The sequence below is a fragment of the Modestobacter italicus genome (assembly GCF_019799965.1).
Lineage (GTDB): Bacteria > Actinomycetota > Actinomycetes > Mycobacteriales > Geodermatophilaceae > Modestobacter > Modestobacter italicus_A.
This window is the reverse complement of sequence record NZ_JABGCJ010000003.1, coordinates 443,932-459,192: the sequence shown is the minus strand read 5'-3', so window position 1 is coordinate 459,192 and position 15,261 is coordinate 443,932. Positions and strand designations below refer to the sequence as shown.

The following is a 15,261-nucleotide window of genomic DNA, read 5'->3' as shown; positions in this document are numbered from 1 at the left end:
TCGCCACCAGCGATCCGCACACCGGCGCAGCCACTACCGTGGTGGGTCACGGGACAGCCCCGCTGCGCACCACATCTGGAGGAGCACGCCGCTCGTGAGCGACGTATGGCTCAACATCGTCATGGTCTTCGCCTTCGTGCTGATCGGCGGGGCGTTCGCCGGTGCCGAGATCGCGTTGGTCTCCCTCCGCGAGTCCCAGGTGCGAGCGCTCGCCGAGACCGGGCGGCGGGGACAGGCCCTCAACAAGCTGGTCAGCAACCCCAACCAGTTCCTCGCCGCCGTCCAGGTCGGGGTCACCCTGGCCGGCTTCTTCTCCGCGGCGTTCGGTGCCAGCACGCTCTCCGCGCCGCTGGCCGACTGGGGCGTCGAGGGTCTGGGGCTCTCCCGCAGCCTGGCCGACCCGCTGTCCTTCGTCGCCGTCACCATCGCGATCAGCTACCTGTCACTGGTCGTCGGTGAGCTGACCCCCAAGCGGCTGGCGCTGCAGCGGGCCGAGGGCTTCGCGCTGGTGGTCGCCGCACCGCTGAACGCGATCGCCAAGCTGTTCCGCCCGGTCATCTGGCTGCTGTCCCGCTCCACCGACCTGCTGGTGCGGGTGCTGGGCGGTGACCCGAAGGTCAGCGGGGAGTCGATCAGCCAGGAGGAGCTGCGTGACCTCGTGGCGGCGCACGAGTCGCTGTCCAGCGACGAGCGCCGGCTGATCGACGAGGTGTTCCGGGCCGGTGACCGCGAGGTGCGCGAGGTGATGACGCCGCGCACCGAGGTGCACTTCCTCGAGGCGAGCATGACCGCCAGTCGCGCGGCCAAGCAGGTCGCGGAGTCCAACTGGTCGCGCTACCCGGTCGTCGGCCGCAACGAGGACGACGTCGTCGGCTTCGTGCACGTGCGCGACCTGTTCCTGCCCAACCACCCGGCCGGCCGGGCGGCGACCGTGGGTGACCTCGCCCGCGAGGTCAAGCAGCTGCCCGGCACGGCGGGGGTGCTCACCGCGCTGTCGCAGATGCGCAAGGAGAACCGGCACTTCGCGCTGGTCGTCGACGAGTACGGCGGCACCGACGGCATCGTCACCCTGGAGGACCTCATCGAGGAGGTCATCGGGGACATCTACGACGAGTACGACGAGGACGTCACCGCCGAGTCCGACGAACCCGCCGAGGGCCCGCACGAGGTCGACGGCCTGCTCAACCTGGACGACTTCGCCGAGGCCACCGGGCTGCAGCTGCCCGAGGGGCCCTATGAGACGGTAGCCGGCTACGTGCTGGCCCACCTGGGCCGGCTGCCGGTGGTGGGCGACACGGTGACCGTGGAGGGCCGCACGCTGACCGTGCTCGAGCTCGACGGACGCCGGATCGCCCGGATCACGGTGAGCGCCGCTCCGCAGCCGGAGGACGCCGACAGCGACACCCCGGCCGACGCCGAGGCCCGCTAGCACCTGGCTACGACACCCCGGCGCACGGCCGGCCCCCTACAGAGGAGCGGGGCGGTGCGCCGTCAGCGCTGCACGAAGTCCCAGGCGTCGGCGACGATCTCGGTCAGGTCGGTGTGCTCCGGCGCCCAGCCGAGGTCGGCCTGGATCCGGGCGGAGCTGGCGACCAGGCGGGCCGGGTCGCCAGGGCGGCGGTCGCCGACGACGACCGGGAGCGGGTGCCCGGTGACCTTGCGGACGGCGTCGACCATCTCCTGCACGGAGAAGCCGGTGCCGCTGCCCAGGTTGTAGACCCGGTGCTCGCCCGGCGCCGGGGCCGGCAGCGCCAGCAGGTGCGCCGCGGCCAGGTCCTTGACGTGCACGTAGTCGCGGATGCAGGTGCCGTCGGGGGTCGGGTAGTCCGAGCCGTACACGGTGAGCGCCTCGCGGGTGCCGGAGGCCACCTGCAGCGCGATCGGGATGAGGTGGGTCTCGGTGGCGTGCCGCTCGCCGACGCCGTAGGCCGCGCCGCCGACGTTGAAGTAGCGCAGGCTCACCGCGGCGAAGTCGTGGGCCACCGCGTAGGAGGTCAGCATCGCGTCCACGGCGAGCTTGCTGGCGCCGTAGGTGTTGGTCGGCCGGGTCGGCGCGGTCTCCGGGATCGGCACCTCGTCGGGCTCGCCGTAGGTCGCGGCGGTCGAGGAGAAGACGATCCGCCGGCAGCCGGCGGCGCGCATCGCCTCGAGCAGCGCCAGGGAGCCGCCCACGTTGTTGTGCCAGTACAGCTCCGGCTCGGCCTGGCTCTGCGCCACCAGGCTCTTGGCCGCGAAGTGCAGCACGGCCTCCGGCCGCACGTCGGCGAGCACCGGCGCGGAGTCGTGCAGTGAGGCCCGGACGAAGCGGGCCCCGGCCGGGACGGCGTCCTCGTGGCCGGTGGACAGGTCGTCCAGCACGGTCACCTCGTGACCGGCCTCCAGCAGGGCCGCGGTGACTACGCTGCCGATGTACCCGGCGCCGCCGGTGACGAGAACGCGCATGGTGCGAGCCTAGCCAGCACCCCGCCGGGGGCGGCCGCCCGCGCGGAGGAGGAGCTCCAGGTGGTCAGCGCACGCCCCGCCGTCGCCGCGATGCCGGCCTACCGTCCCGGCCGCAACCCGGCCGACCTGGCCCGCGAGATCGGCGTGCCCCGGGCGGTGAAGCTGGCCAGCAACGAGGTCGCCTTCCCGCCGCTGCCGGCCGTCGTCGAGGCGATCACCGCGACCGCGGGGGAGACCAACCGGTACCCCGACAACGGCGCGGCCCTGCTCACCACCGCGCTGGCCGAGCGCTACGGCGTCGACGCGGCCCAGGTGGTCACCGGCTGCGGCGCGGTGATGCTGTGCCAGCAGCTGGCCCAGGCGTTCACCGAGCCGGGAACCGGCCTGGCCTTCGCCTGGCGGTCCTTCGAGATCTACCCACTGCTGGGGCAGGTCGCCGGGGCGCCGGTCCGCCAGGTGCCGCTGGTGCCGAGCACCCCCAGCGGCGCGGCCGACACCCACGACCTGGACGCGCTGGCCGCTGCGATCGACGACACCACCCGGCTGGTGTTCGTCTGCAACCCCAACAACCCGACCGGGACGGCGGTGCGGCGGACCGAGCTCGTGCGCTTCCTGGACGCCGTCCCGGCCGAGACGCTGGTCGTGCTGGACGAGGCGTACCGCGAGTTCGTCACCGACCCCGACGTGCCCGACGGCGTGGAGCTGATGCGCGGTCGGCCCAACGTCGCCGTGCTGCGCACCTTCTCGAAGGCCTGGGGGCTGGCCGGCCTGCGGGTGGGCTACCTGCTGGCCGAGGACCCGGCGGTGGCCGACGCGGTGCGCCGCACGCACGTGCCGTTCAGCGTCTCGATGCTCGCCCAGGCCGCCGCGGTCGCCGCACTGGCCAGCGAGGCCGAGGTGCGCGAACGGTGCGACGCCGTCGTCGCCGAGCGCAGCCGGCTCACCACCGCCCTCCGTGAGCGGGGGCTGACGGTGGCCGACAGCCAGGCCAACTTCGTCTGGCTGCCGCTCGGTGAGCGCACCGCGGAGGTCGCCGCGGCCCTCGAGGCGCGCGCGGTGATCACCCGTCCGTTCGCCGGCGAGGGGATCCGGGTGACCGTCGGCACCCCCGAGGAGGACGACGTCTTCCTCGGCGCGCTGGACGCCGTCCTGACCAGCGGGGCAGCGGAGACGACCGGAGCCTGAGCAGGGCCGCGTGGGGCGCGTGGTTCGATGGAGGGCGTGCCTGCTCCCCGCGTGCTGTCCGGCATCCAGCCGACGGCTGACTCCTTCCACCTCGGCAACTACCTGGGTGCGCTACGGCAGTGGGTGGCCCTGCAGGACGACCACGACGCGTTCTACTGCGTGGTCGACCTGCACGCGATCACCGCGGAGCAGCCCGACCCGGCGGTGCTCCGCCGACGCACGCTGGTCTCCGCGGCGCAGACGCTCGCACTGGGCGTCGACCCCGACCGCAGTGCGCTCTTCGTGCAGAGCCACGTGCCCGAGCACGCCCAGCTGGCCTGGGTGCTGCAGTGCATCACCGGCTTCGGCGAGGCCAGCCGGATGACCCAGTTCAAGGACAAGAGCACCCGCGAGGGCGCCGGGACGACGTCGGTCGGGCTGTTCACCTACCCGGTCCTGCAGGCCGCCGACATCCTGCTCTACCGGGCCGACCGGGTCCCGGTGGGCGAGGACCAGCGCCAGCACCTGGAGCTCACCCGCGACCTCGCCACCCGGTTCAACTCCCGGTACGGCGACACCTTCGTGCTGCCGGAGGCCTACGTGCCGCCGGGGGCGGCGAAGGTGCTGGACCTGCAGTCGCCGGACAAGAAGATGAGCAAGAGCCTGCCGCCGGCCGGGTGCGTCAACCTGCTCGACGACCCGAAGGTGACGGCGAAGAAGATCCGGTCGGCGGTCACCGACACCGGCCGTGAGGTCGTCGCCGACCCGGTGGAGAAGCCCGGGGTGACCAACCTGCTGGCGATCCACTCGGCGCTGTCCGGGCAGAGCGTGGCGCAGCTGGAGGAGCACTTCGCCGGCCGCGGCTACGGCGACCTGAAGAAGGAGCTCGCCGAGGTCGTCACCGAGGCGCTGGCCCCGGTGCAGCAGCGCACCGCCGAGCTGCTGGCCGACACCGCCGAGCTGGAGCGGGTGCTGGCCGCCGGAGCCGCCCGGGCACGCGAGGTCGCCGCGCCGATGCTGGCCACCGTCTACGAGCGGGTGGGCTTCCTGCCCTCGGTCGGGGCTCCGTCGGCGTGACCGACCGTCCGCTGCGCGCCGACGACACGTTCGTCCACCGCCCCGCCGCGTCGGTGCCCGGGTCGGTCGAGACGTGCGTGCTGGGCGTCGTGGTGTCGGTGCCCGAGCCGTGGGCGCAGCTGCTGGTCGAGTGGCGGGGGAAGTGCGGTGATCCGCAGGCCCGGCTGGTCCCGCCGCACGTGACGCTGCTGCCGCCGACGGAGGTGCCGGTGGCCCAGCGCGGCGCGATCAGCGACCACCTGTCCGAGGTGGCGCGGCAGCACCCGCCGTTCGTGATGCACCTGTCCGGCACCGGCACCTTCCGGCCGATCTCCGAGGTGGTGTTCGTGGCGGTCGCCCAGGGCATCGCCGACTGCGAGCTGATCGCCAGCGACGTCCGCAGCGGCCCGCTGCACCGCACCCTCAGCTTCCCGTACCACCCGCACGTCACCGTGGCCCACGACGTCCCCGCCGACATGCTGGACATGGCCTACGCGGGGCTGGCCGAGGTGCACGCCGAGTTCCGGGTGGACACCTTCACCGAGTTCGAGCAGCTGCCCGACGGCGCGTGGGCCGTGTCCCGCGAGTACCGCCTCACCGGCCCGCCGCGCTGACCCGCGCCGCGGGGGCCGGGGCCGGCCCGCCGCGCGAGACCGGTGGTGAGCAACCAGACTGGCACCGGTGAGCAACCCCGTCGGCCGCCTGGCCGGTGCGGCGAGGGAGCTGTTGCGCCGGCAGCGCGCCCGTCGGCCGTGGCTGGACCACCTGGCGCGGGCGGGCGGGCGCTACAACCGGGTGCAGGCCGACCTGATGGCCTCCGGCGTCACGTACTACGTGTTCCTGGCCCTCGCCCCGGTGACCCTGTTGCTCGCCGCGGTCGCCGGGCTGGTGCTCCGGGGCAACCCGCTGCTGCAGGACCAGCTGCTGGCCGCCCTGCGCGACGCCGTCCCGGGTGAGACGGGGGAGGGACTGGCCGACAGCGTCACCTCCGCGATCGACAGCGCGACCACCTTCGGGGTGCTCGGGCTGGCCGGCGTGGTGTTCGTCGGCCTGGGCGCGATGGACAAGCTGCGGGTGGGCATGGACATCGTCTGGCGCGGCCGCCCCGACCCGCCGGACCTCCTCGCCGACCGGGGCAAGGACCTGGTCGCGCTGCTGGGGTTCGGGGTCGCCGGCGCGCTGAGCATCGCACTGACCACCGGGGCGACCACGGCGGTGGGGCGGCTGCTCGGCCTGACCGAGATCGACGACGTCCCCGGGTTCTTCCTGCTCACCCGGGCACTGCCGATCGTGCTGGCCGTGGCCGGCGACACGCTGCTGTTCCTCTGGCTGCTCAAGGGGGTGCCGGGCAACCCGTTCGGTTACCGGCAGCTGCTGCCCGGCGCCGTCTTCGGCGCCGTCGGCTTCGAGGTGCTCAAGCTGGTCGGCGGCTTCTACCTGACGATCATCAGCGGCAACGTCACCGCCTCGACGTTCGGCGGGCTGGTCGGGCTCATCGTCTGGATCAACGTGGTCGCCCGGTTCGCCTTCTACACCGCCTGCTGGACGGCGACCATCCCGGCGATCGAGCACGCGCGCACCCGGGTGCCGCACGGCCCGCCCCGGCCGACCCCGCTGCCGGAGGTCGCCCTGGTGGCCGAGCGGACGGCGGGGCCCGCCCCGGCGCGGGTGGCCCTGGGGCTGCTGGGCACCGGAGCGCTGGCCGGGCTCCTGGGCGGCCGGCTGCTCGCCCGGCGGGTGCTCAGGCCCGGGGCGGCCGGTGGTGGTCGGTCGTCGACCCGCCGGCCGCCGAGCCCCGAGCCGCACGGCTGACCGGCCGGCCGGGGTGCGCGACGGGGCGCATCGCCCGGCGCCGTCCGAGCACGGTGGCCGCCACGACGACCAGCGCGCTCACGGCCAGGCCGGCGGGCAGCAGCGGAGAGGACCCGCCGGTCGTGGGACCCACCGCGGCCGCGGTGGCGGAGCCGGTGTCGGGACCGGCGGCCGGAGAGCGCGTCGGCGCACTCGCCGCGGCGGCCTCGGCGGCGGCCTCCGCCTCCGCCGCGGCAGCGTCGGCGGCCACCTCGGCGGGGGTGACCAGCCGGCCGACGCCCTCGGCGCCGGCCGGGGTGGCGAAGCCCCAGTCCAGCAGGCGCCGGGCCTGCTCCAGCTCGTGCACCGGTCGCCGCTCGGCCTGCATGACGCTGACCAGCAGCCGGCGGCCGTCCCGCTCGGCGGCGACCACGAAGGTGTGCCGGGCCGCGTCGGTGAACCCGGTCTTGCCGCCGAGGGTGCCCGGGTAGGTGCTGAGCAGGGTGTTCTGGTTCTGGATCTGGTAGCCGGCGTAGGCCCCGACGGCCGGGATCTGTGCGGTCCGGGTCTGCAGCACGTCCAGCGCGTAGGGGTCGGCGATCAGCTGGCGCAGCACCAGCGCCAGGTCGTAGGGGGAGGACGACTGCCCGGCGACGTCCAGACCGGAGGGGGTGCCGGCGACGGTGTCGTACGCGCCGATCCGGGCGGCCGTGTCGTTCATCGCCGTCAGCGTGGCCTCGACCCCGCCGGCGGTCCGGGCCAAGGCATTCGCCACGTCGTTGCCCGACTGCATGACGAGTGCGCGGAAGAGCAGGTCGACCGGGTACTGCCCGCCCTGCACCAGCCCGACCCGGCTGCCCTCGATCGCCTCGTCCTCCACCGTGCCCTGGACCACCTGTGCGGGGTCGAGCAGCGGGGCGAGGGTCAGCAGGGTCAGCGTCTTCAGCGTGCTGGCCGGGTAGTAGCGACCGTGCGGGTCGCGGGCGCCCAGCACCGCACCGGTGCCCGCATCGGCGACGAGCCAGCCGTGCGCGTCGATGCCCTCGGGCAGCGGTGGCGCCTCCGGGGCGGTGACCACACCGCGGGTGTCCAGCCCCTCCCCGCCGACGGTGCTGCCGTCGGGGGCGCTGCCCTGCGGCGGGCCGGCCGGGTACGGGGCCGTCGGCGTCGGCGCCGTCGGGTCGACGGTGGGGCGCGGCCCCTCGGCCGCCGCCGGGCCGGCCGGGCCGCCCAGCAGGAGCCCCACCGAGAGCGTGGCGGTCGCCATCGCGGCGGTCAGCCGGCGCAGCGGCGGGGGACGGCGCATGACCGGCACGCTAACCCGCCCGGCGGCGCTGTTCCGAGCACGCCCGCCCCGGACCGACCGCCGGGCCCGTCCCAGGTGGCCGGCCGGACCGACCCGGTGTGGTCGCGGTCTCACCGGGAGGCGCTTGGAGCGGCCCGGTGTCGCCCGTTGGCAACGATCGGGTCTCTATCCGTTCTGCGACAGGTCACCCGCGTCGGCCCCGCGGTTAGCGTGCCGGGGTCGCCGTCGCCTGGCGCCCCGCTCGCGCGGGGGAGCCGGACGGCGGGGGAAGCCTGGAACACACCGCACCGGGACTCGCACCGACCACGGGTCGGCGGGGGTCCTCTGAGAGAGGAGACCGTCTTGCGCCGAGTGCGTGGGATGAAGGCCGCAGCACTGCTGCTGGCCGGCAGCATGGCCCTGGCGGCCTGCGCCAGCGACGAGAGCGACAGCGGTTCGGGCGGCGGCAGCGGCAGCGGCGGCAACGACGAGCTCATGATCGGACTGGCCTTCGACACCGGGGGCCGTGGCGACAAGTCGTTCAACGACTCCGCCTACGCTGGGGTCGAGGCCGCCGTCGAGGAGCTCGGCCTGTCGATGGAGGACAACGTCCAGACGCTGTCGCCCAACGACGACGCCTCCAACCGCGGCGAGCTGCTCACCCAGCTGGCCGAGCAGGGCTACGACCCGGTGATCGCCGTCGGCTTCAACTACGACGAGATCATCGCCGACGTCTCCCAGGACTTCCCGGACGTCACCTTCGCCCAGGTCGACGGCTCCAACGCCGACGGCGCCAAGGGCGACAACGTCACCGGCCTGCTGTTCGCCGAGGAGCAGGGCTCCTTCCTGGCGGGCGTGGCCGCGGCGTCGAAGACCGAGACCGACAACATCGGCTTCGTCGGTGGCGTGCAGAGCCCGCTGATCGAGAAGTTCCAGGCCGGCTTCGAGGCCGGGGCCCGCGCGGTCAACCCGGACATCACCATCCAGAGCCAGTACCTGTCCCCGGCCGGTGACTTCAGCGGCTTCGGCGCCCCGGACCGCGGCTACAGCGTGGCCCAGGGCTTCTACCAGAACGGCGCGGACATCGTCTTCCACGCCGCTGGTGGCTCGGGCGAGGGCGTGTTCCAGGCGGCCGTCGAGGCCAACAAGCGCGCCATCGGCGTCGACTCCGACCAGTGGCAGACCGCCTCGCCGGAGCAGCAGGCCGTGATCATGACCTCGATGATCAAGCGCGTCGACAACGCGGTCATGGAGTCCATCCTCTCCGTCGCCAACGACGAGGCCGAGGGCGGCACGGACGTCGTCTACGACCTGGAGTCCGATGGCGTCGGCCTGTCCACCTCCGGTGGCTACATCGACGACATCGCCGACGTCGTCGAGGACTACCGCCAGCAGATCGTCGACGGGTCCATCACGGTTCCCACCACCCCGTGACACGCTCGCCCTGAGCAGCACGGGCAGCGGCGGGCTCGGGGGCGGCACACGCCCCCGAGCCCGCCGTTTTCCGTGTGTACCGTCTGCGCGTCGGACGACGACACCCGAGAACCACCCCCGGCCGGAAGACCTCCGGCCGGCGGCCCATCCCGCGCAACCCACGCCGGTCCCCCGAGGAGTCCCCGTTGACCGAGTCGGCACCGCTCGCGGTCGAGCTCCGCGGCATCACCAAGCGCTTCCCCGGCGTGGTGGCCAACTCCGACATCCAGCTGCGGGTCCACCGCGGTGAGGTGCACGCGATCGTGGGGGAGAACGGCGCCGGCAAGTCGACGCTGATGAAGACCCTCTACGGCATGCACCGCCCGGACGAGGGCGAGATCCTCGTCGACGGCCGCCCGGTGAGCTTCCGCAGCCCGGCCGACGCGATCGAGGCCGGGATCGGCATGGTCCACCAGCACTTCATGCTGGCCGACAACTTCACCGTGCTGGAGAACGTCGTCCTGGGCAGCGAGCCCACCAGGGGCGGCCGGCTGGACCGCGCCGAGGCCCGGCGCCGCATCCGGGAGATCTCCGACGCCTACGCCCTGGGGCTGGACCCCGACACCCTGGTGGAGGAGCTCGGCGTCGGTGACCGGCAGCGCGTCGAGATCGCCAAGGTGCTCTACCGCGGCGCCCGCACGCTGATCCTCGACGAGCCGACCGCCGTGCTGGTGCCGCAGGAGGTCGACGAGCTGTTCGGCAACCTCGCCGAGCTCAAGCGCGAGGGCCTGACCGTCATCTTCATCTCGCACAAGCTCGACGAGGTGCGCAAGGTCGCCGACTCGATCACCGTGATCCGCCGGGGCACCACCGTCGGCACCGCCGACCCGGCGACCACCACGGCCAAGCAGCTGGCCGAGCTGATGGTCGGCGCCGAGCTGCCCGTGGCCCAGAAGCGCGACTCCACCGTCCGGGAGACCGCAGTGCTGCAGCTGCGCGAGGTGAGCGTCGCCGCGCCCGGCGGCCGTCCCGCGGTGGACGACGTCTCGCTGACCGTCCGCGAGGGCGAGGTCGTGGGCATCGCAGGCGTCGAGGGCAACGGCCAGGCCGAGCTGGTGGACGCGATCATGGGGCTGCGGCCGCTCAGCTCCGGAACCGTCCTGCTGGGCGCCGATGACATCACCGCCTGGTCGACCCGGCACCGCCGTGAGCAGGGGCTGGGCTTCATCCCCGAGGACCGGCACCGGCAGGGCATGCTGCTGGAGGCCCCGCTCTGGGAGAACCGGATCCTCGGGCACCAGACCCGCCCCCCGGCGGTGAAGGGCGCCTTCATCGACCGCAAGGGCGCTCGCGCCGACACCGCGCGGATCATGCGCGAGTACGACGTCCGGGCACCCGGCCCGGACACCGCCGCCATGGCGCTGTCCGGTGGCAACCAGCAGAAGCTGATCGTCGGGCGGGAGATGAGCGCCCGGCCGCGGCTGCTCATCGCCGCCCACCCGACCCGCGGCGTCGACGTCGGCGCGCAGTCGGTCATCTGGGAGCTGCTCAAGGACGCCCGCGCGGAGGGGATGGGGATCGTGCTGGTCTCAGCGGACCTCGACGAGCTGATCGGCCTGTCGGACACGCTGCACGTCATGCTCCGCGGGCGCCTGGTCGCCACGCTGGACCCGGCGAGGCTCACACCGGAGGAGCTGGGCACCCACATGACCGGCGCCGCCAGCACGGCAGGTGCCGCGTGAGCACCCTGCGCCGCCTGGGCACCGCGCTGCTGGCGCCGGTGCTGGCCATCGTCGTCGCGCTGGCCATCTCCGCACTGGTCATCGTGCTGATCGGGGAGAACCCGCTCCGCGCGGTCGAGGTCATGCTCGACTGTCGGGGACAGCCCGTCGCAGCAGACCCAGGCCATGGTCGTGATCCTCAACCGGGCCGTGCCGCTGTTCCTCGCCGGCCTGGCCGTCTCGGTGGCCTTCCGGATGGGGCTGTCCAACAGCGGCGTGGAGGGCCAGTACCGGCTCGCCACCATCCTGTCGGCCGCGGCCGGTGCCGCCGTCGCGCTGCCGGCCCCGCTGCACGTGCTGCTGATCATCGTGGTCGCGATGCTGGTGGGCGCCTTCTGGGCCGGGATCGTCGCCGTCCTGAAGGTCACCCGGGGCGTGAGCGAGGTGATCAGCTCGATCATGCTCAACTTCATCGCGCTGGGGCTGGCGTCCTTCCTGCTCACCGGGCCGCTGCGGGGCAGCGAGCCGGGCGCGTCGATCATCACCACCGCGGACATCCCCGAGTCCGGCTGGTTCCCCGGGCTCAACGGCGTCTTCGGTGCGCTGGGCCTGGCCGAGCCGCGCTCGGAGCTGTACGGCTTCCTGCTGGTGGCGGCCGTCGCCGGGATCGTGATCGCGGTGCTGGTGAAGCGGACCCGCTTCGGCTTCGACCTGCGGGCGACCGGCATGTCGCCGTCGGCGGCGACGGCCAGCGGGGTGGACGCCCGCGGCATGGTGATCAAGACGATGCTCATCTCCGGCGCGGTCGCCGGGCTGATCGGCCTGCCCGACCTGCTGGGCAGCTCGCACCACTACGGCACCGAGTTCACCACCGGGCTGGGCTTCCTCGGCATCGCGGTGGCGCTGCTGGGGCGCAACTCACCCGTCGGCATCGCACTGGGTGCGCTGCTGTTCGGCTTCCTGGACCGCGCCGCGATCCCGCTGCAGTTCGAGGGCATCCCCGCCTCGGTCGTCACGATCATCCAGGGCACCATCGTGCTGGCCGTCGTCGTCGCCAACGAGATCGCCCGCCGGATCACCCGGCGGCAGGCCGAGCGCGGCGGCGTCCAGTCCGCCCCGCCGACCTCCGGCGACGGCAGCACGGACGGCGGCCAGGGCCCCGGCGGCCCGCCGCCGGACCCCGGCGCCGCTGTCGGCACCGGCACCGGACCGGGCGTGCGCAGCGGCGCCGCCGACGGCACCCGAGGAGGCCAGCAGTGAGCACCGCGACGACCACCTCTGCCCCGAGCCGGGGGCCGGTCACCGAGCTGCTGCTCGGCGGCGGCCGGGCGCGCCGGATCACCTGGCTGCTGGTCGGGCTGCTCGTGCTGGTCTCGGCGGTCCGGGTCATCTCCGGTGAGCAGGCGCTGACGTCGTCCTCGACGTTCTCCGCCGCACTGCTGCTCGCCGTCCCGCTGGGGCTGGTCGCCCTCGGTGGTCTCTTCTCCGAGCGGGCCGGCGTGGTCAACATCGGCCTCGAGGGGATGATGATCCTCGGCACCTGGGGGGCCGGCTGGGCCGGCTACCAGTGGGGCTGGGCCGGCGCGCTGATCGGTGGCGCGGTCTTCGGCGCGGTGGGCGGCCTGCTGCACGCCATCGCCACGGTCACCTTCGGGGTCGACCACGTCGTCTCCGGTGTGGCGATCAACATCCTGGCCGGCGGCGTCGTCCGGTTCCTCTCCGAGCTGTTCTTCAGCGACAACCCGGCCGGCGGCGGGGTGACCCAGTCGCCGGCGCTGTCGAACCGGCCGCCGAGCTTCTCGCTGCCGGTGCTGTCCTCGGGGCCGGACCTGCTGGGTGACCTCGAGCAGCAGCACTGGTTCCTGGTCTCCGACGTCGCCGGCATCCTGCGCGGCTTCACCAGCGGCGTCGGGGTGCTCACCGTGCTCGCGGTGCTGCTCGTCCCCGCCACCTACCTGCTGCTGTGGCGCACGGCGTTCGGCCTCCGGCTGCGCTCCTGCGGGGAGAACCCGGCGGCCGCGGACTCCCTCGGCGTGCCGGTCTACCGGCTCAAGTACGTCGCCGTGATCATCTCCGGCGCGCTCGCCGGGCTCGGTGGCGTCTTCCTGGTATTCGTCGCCAACATCTACCGCGAGGGCCAGACCGGCGGCCGCGGCTTCATCGGCCTGGCCGCGCTGATCTTCGGCAACTGGCGGCCCGGTGGGCTGGCCGCGGGCGCGGGGCTGTTCGGGTTCTCCGACGCCCTCCAGCTGCGCAGCCCCACCGCCGTCGTCGCCCTGCTGCTCCTGATCGCCGTGCTGCTGGCCGGCGTGGCCATCTGGCAGGCCGTCCGGCGCCGGTACGTGCAGTCGGTGATCGCCGCGGCCTTCGCCGCCGCGGCGCTGGCCGGGTTCCTCACCGTCGACGAGCTGCCCGAGGGCATCGTCTCCTTCACCCCGCACCTGACCACGCTGCTGGTGCTCTCGCTGGCCTCGCAACGGCTGCGGATGCCGAAGGCCGACGGTCTGGTCTACCGACGAGGAGAGCACTGATGGACGTCGACTGGGACGCGCTGCGCACCCGGGCCCGCGAGGCCATGACCCACGCCTACGCGCCGTACTCGCAGTTCCCGGTGGGGGTCGCCGGCCTGGTGGACGACGGCCGGGTGGTCACCGGCTGCAACGTGGAGAACGCCTCCTACGGCCTGGGGCTGTGCGCCGAGTGCGGCATGGTCAGCGACCTGGCCCGCACCGGCGGCGGCCGGCTGGTCGCGGTGGCCTGCGTCGGCGGCGACGGGCAGCCGCTGATGCCCTGCGGGCGCTGCCGGCAGCTGCTCTGGGAGCACGGGGGCCGCGACATGCTCATCGAGACGGTGTCGCTGGGCATCGTGCCGATGAGCGAGGTGCTGCCCGACGCGTTCGGGCCCGACGACCTCACGGCTGCCGCCACGCGCTCTGCCGGCGGCGCGGTCGAGGCGGCCGAGCGAGCATGACGCAGCCCTTCGACGCGATCGACGTCATCCGCGCCAAGCGCGACGGCCGGACGCTGACCGCCGACCAGATCCGCTGGGTGATCCGCGCCTACACCGACCGCGTGGTGCCCGACGAGCAGATGAGCGCGCTGCTCATGGCCGTGTTCTTCCGCGGGATGTCCGGTGACGAGCTCGCTGTGTGGACCCAGGCGATGATCGACTCCGGCGTCCGCAAGGACCTCTCCTCGCTGGGCCGGCCGACCGCGGACAAGCACTCCACCGGCGGCGTCGGCGACAAGATCACCCTGCCGCTGGCCCCCCTGGTGGCCGCCTGCGGCGTCGCCGTACCGCAGCTGTCCGGCCGCGGTCTGGGGCACACCGGCGGCACGCTGGACAAGCTGGAGGCGGTCCCCGGCTGGCGCGCCGACGTGCACGAGGAGGCCTACCTCGAGCAGCTGCGCGAGGTGGGAGCGGTCATCTGTGCCGCCGGTGCCGACCTCGCCCCGGCGGACAAGGTGCTCTACGCGCTGCGCGACGTCACCGGCACGGTCGAGTCGATCCCGCTGATCGCCAGCTCGATCATGAGCAAGAAGATCGCCGAGGGCGCCGACGCGCTGGTGCTGGACGTCAAGACCGGCTCGGGCGCGTTCATGCGCGACCCGGACGACGCCCGCACGCTGGCCCGCACCATGGTCGGACTGGGCGAGGCGGCCGGGGTCAACACCGTCGCACTGGTGACCGCGATGGACCGCCCGCTGGGCCGCAGCGCCGGCAACGGCGTCGAGGTGGCCGAGTCGGTGGAGGTGCTGGCCGGTGGCGGTCCGGCCGACGTCGTGGAACTGACCCTGGCGCTGGCCCGGGAGATGCTGGCCGGCGTGGGCCGGGACGACGTCGACCCCGCCGACGCCCTGGCCGACGGCCGGGCGATGGACGTCTGGCGCCGGATGATCCGCGCCCAGGGCGGTGACCCGGACGCACCGCTGCCGCAGCCGGCCGAGCGGCACGTGGTGACCGCGCCGGCCAGCGGCACGCTGACCCGGCTGGACGCCTACGCCCTCGGCGTGGCCGCCTGGCGGCTGGGCGCCGGCCGGGCCCGCAAGGAGGACCCGGTGTCCGCCGCGGCCGGGGTCGTCTGGACCGCGGGCGTGGGGGAGCAGGTGACCGCCGGTCAGCCGCTGCTCGAGCTGCAGACCGACGACGTCGCCCGCATCCCCCGCGCCCTGGAGGCCCTGGAGGGCGCCATCGGCATCGACACCGCCGACCAGCCCCTCCCGCTGCTCCTGGACCGCATCACCGCCTGATCCCCGCCCGCCTCCTCCTGGCCGTGATCGCCGGGGGAGGGGTGGCGCGGGCGCACAGGTGGGTGGAGGACACTGACCGCTCGTGCAGAAGGACCGCCTCCTCCCCACCACTCGCAGGCTCGCGGCGGGACCCGAGAG

13 protein-coding genes are annotated in these 15,261 nt (G+C 73.9%); 11 read left to right on the top strand and 2 right to left on the bottom strand.

Annotation, left to right across the window (positions count from 1 at the left end):
* The first annotated feature begins 94 nt into the window (after positions 1-94).
* Complete coding sequence (locus HLA93_RS09725; RefSeq protein WP_222194173.1) at positions 95-1,429, top strand: hemolysin family protein; 1,335 nt, start codon at positions 95-97, stop codon at positions 1,427-1,429.
* A 62-nt stretch (positions 1,430-1,491) separates the two neighbouring features.
* On the opposite strand, the gene galE is transcribed toward HLA93_RS09725, so the two are convergent.
* A complete protein-coding gene (galE, locus tag HLA93_RS09720) occupies positions 1,492-2,442 on the bottom strand; it encodes a UDP-glucose 4-epimerase GalE (RefSeq protein WP_222194172.1) in 951 nt (316 codons plus the stop codon).
* Between the two features lie 60 nt (positions 2,443-2,502).
* Between galE and hisC the strand changes: the two genes are divergently transcribed.
* The 4 genes from hisC (at position 2,503) to HLA93_RS09700 (ending at position 6,474) form a co-directional block, all read left to right on the top strand.
* A complete protein-coding gene (gene hisC / locus HLA93_RS09715; protein ID WP_222194171.1) occupies positions 2,503-3,627 on the top strand; it encodes a histidinol-phosphate transaminase in 1,125 nt (374 codons plus the stop codon).
* 27 nt (positions 3,628-3,654) lie between these two features.
* Entirely contained in the window at positions 3,655-4,683 is a 1,029-nt protein-coding gene (gene trpS, locus HLA93_RS09710) for a tryptophan--tRNA ligase (protein WP_439957972.1), read from the top strand.
* Complete coding sequence (locus HLA93_RS09705) at positions 4,680-5,276, top strand: 2'-5' RNA ligase family protein (protein WP_222194170.1); 597 nt, start codon at positions 4,680-4,682, stop codon at positions 5,274-5,276. The genes trpS and HLA93_RS09705 overlap by 4 nt, the downstream gene beginning before the upstream one ends.
* Positions 5,277-5,343: 67 nt before the next feature.
* A complete protein-coding gene (locus tag HLA93_RS09700; protein WP_308128038.1) occupies positions 5,344-6,474 on the top strand; it encodes a YihY/virulence factor BrkB family protein in 1,131 nt (376 codons plus the stop codon).
* On the opposite strand, the gene HLA93_RS09695 is transcribed toward HLA93_RS09700, so the two are convergent.
* Positions 6,404-7,759 carry a D-alanyl-D-alanine carboxypeptidase family protein gene (locus tag HLA93_RS09695; RefSeq protein WP_246626156.1) on the bottom strand — a complete coding sequence of 452 codons (1,356 nt, stop codon included), beginning with the start codon at positions 7,757-7,759 and terminating at the stop codon, positions 6,404-6,406. The two genes, HLA93_RS09700 and HLA93_RS09695, sit on opposite strands and share 71 nt — an antisense overlap.
* Positions 7,760-8,110: 351 nt before the next feature.
* On the opposite strand from HLA93_RS09695, the gene HLA93_RS09690 reads away from it, so the two are divergent.
* From HLA93_RS09690 to HLA93_RS09665, 6 genes are all read left to right on the top strand, one after another.
* Positions 8,111-9,172, top strand: coding sequence for a BMP family lipoprotein (locus tag HLA93_RS09690; protein WP_308128050.1), 1,062 nt, complete (start codon positions 8,111-8,113; stop codon positions 9,170-9,172).
* 185 nt (positions 9,173-9,357) lie between these two features.
* A complete protein-coding gene (locus HLA93_RS09685; RefSeq protein ID WP_222194169.1) occupies positions 9,358-10,893 on the top strand; it encodes an ABC transporter ATP-binding protein in 1,536 nt (511 codons plus the stop codon).
* 165 nt (positions 10,894-11,058) lie between these two features.
* Positions 11,059-12,132 carry an ABC transporter permease gene (locus HLA93_RS09680; RefSeq protein WP_246626154.1) on the top strand — a complete coding sequence of 358 codons (1,074 nt, stop codon included), beginning with the start codon at positions 11,059-11,061 and terminating at the stop codon, positions 12,130-12,132.
* Complete coding sequence (locus HLA93_RS09675) at positions 12,129-13,403, top strand: ABC transporter permease (RefSeq protein ID WP_222194168.1); 1,275 nt, start codon at positions 12,129-12,131, stop codon at positions 13,401-13,403. The genes HLA93_RS09680 and HLA93_RS09675 overlap by 4 nt, the downstream gene beginning before the upstream one ends.
* Entirely contained in the window at positions 13,403-13,843 is a 441-nt protein-coding gene (locus HLA93_RS09670; protein ID WP_222194167.1) for a cytidine deaminase, read from the top strand. Before HLA93_RS09675 ends, HLA93_RS09670 begins: the two co-directional genes overlap by 1 nt.
* Positions 13,840-15,123: a thymidine phosphorylase gene (locus HLA93_RS09665; protein WP_222194166.1), complete on the top strand. Its 1,284-nt coding sequence runs from the start codon at positions 13,840-13,842 to the stop codon at positions 15,121-15,123. Before HLA93_RS09670 ends, HLA93_RS09665 begins: the two co-directional genes overlap by 4 nt.
* The last annotated feature ends 138 nt before the right edge of the window (positions 15,124-15,261 follow it).

Bases quoted from the DNA above. Each gene is read 5' to 3' on its own strand.
- galE (WP_222194172.1), bottom strand. From the start codon at position 2,442: ATGCGCGTTCTCGTCACCGGCGGCGCCGGGTACATCGGCAGCGTAGTC.
- trpS (WP_439957972.1), top strand. From the start codon at position 3,655: ATGGAGGGCGTGCCTGCTCCCCGCGTGCTGTCCGGCATCCAGCCGACG.
- HLA93_RS09695 (WP_246626156.1), bottom strand. From the start codon at position 7,759: ATGCGCCGTCCCCCGCCGCTGCGCCGGCTGACCGCCGCGATGGCGACC.
- HLA93_RS09680 (WP_246626154.1), top strand. From the start codon at position 11,059: ATGGTCGTGATCCTCAACCGGGCCGTGCCGCTGTTCCTCGCCGGCCTG.
- HLA93_RS09670 (WP_222194167.1), top strand. From the start codon at position 13,403: ATGGACGTCGACTGGGACGCGCTGCGCACCCGGGCCCGCGAGGCCATG.
- HLA93_RS09665 (WP_222194166.1), top strand. From the start codon at position 13,840: ATGACGCAGCCCTTCGACGCGATCGACGTCATCCGCGCCAAGCGCGAC.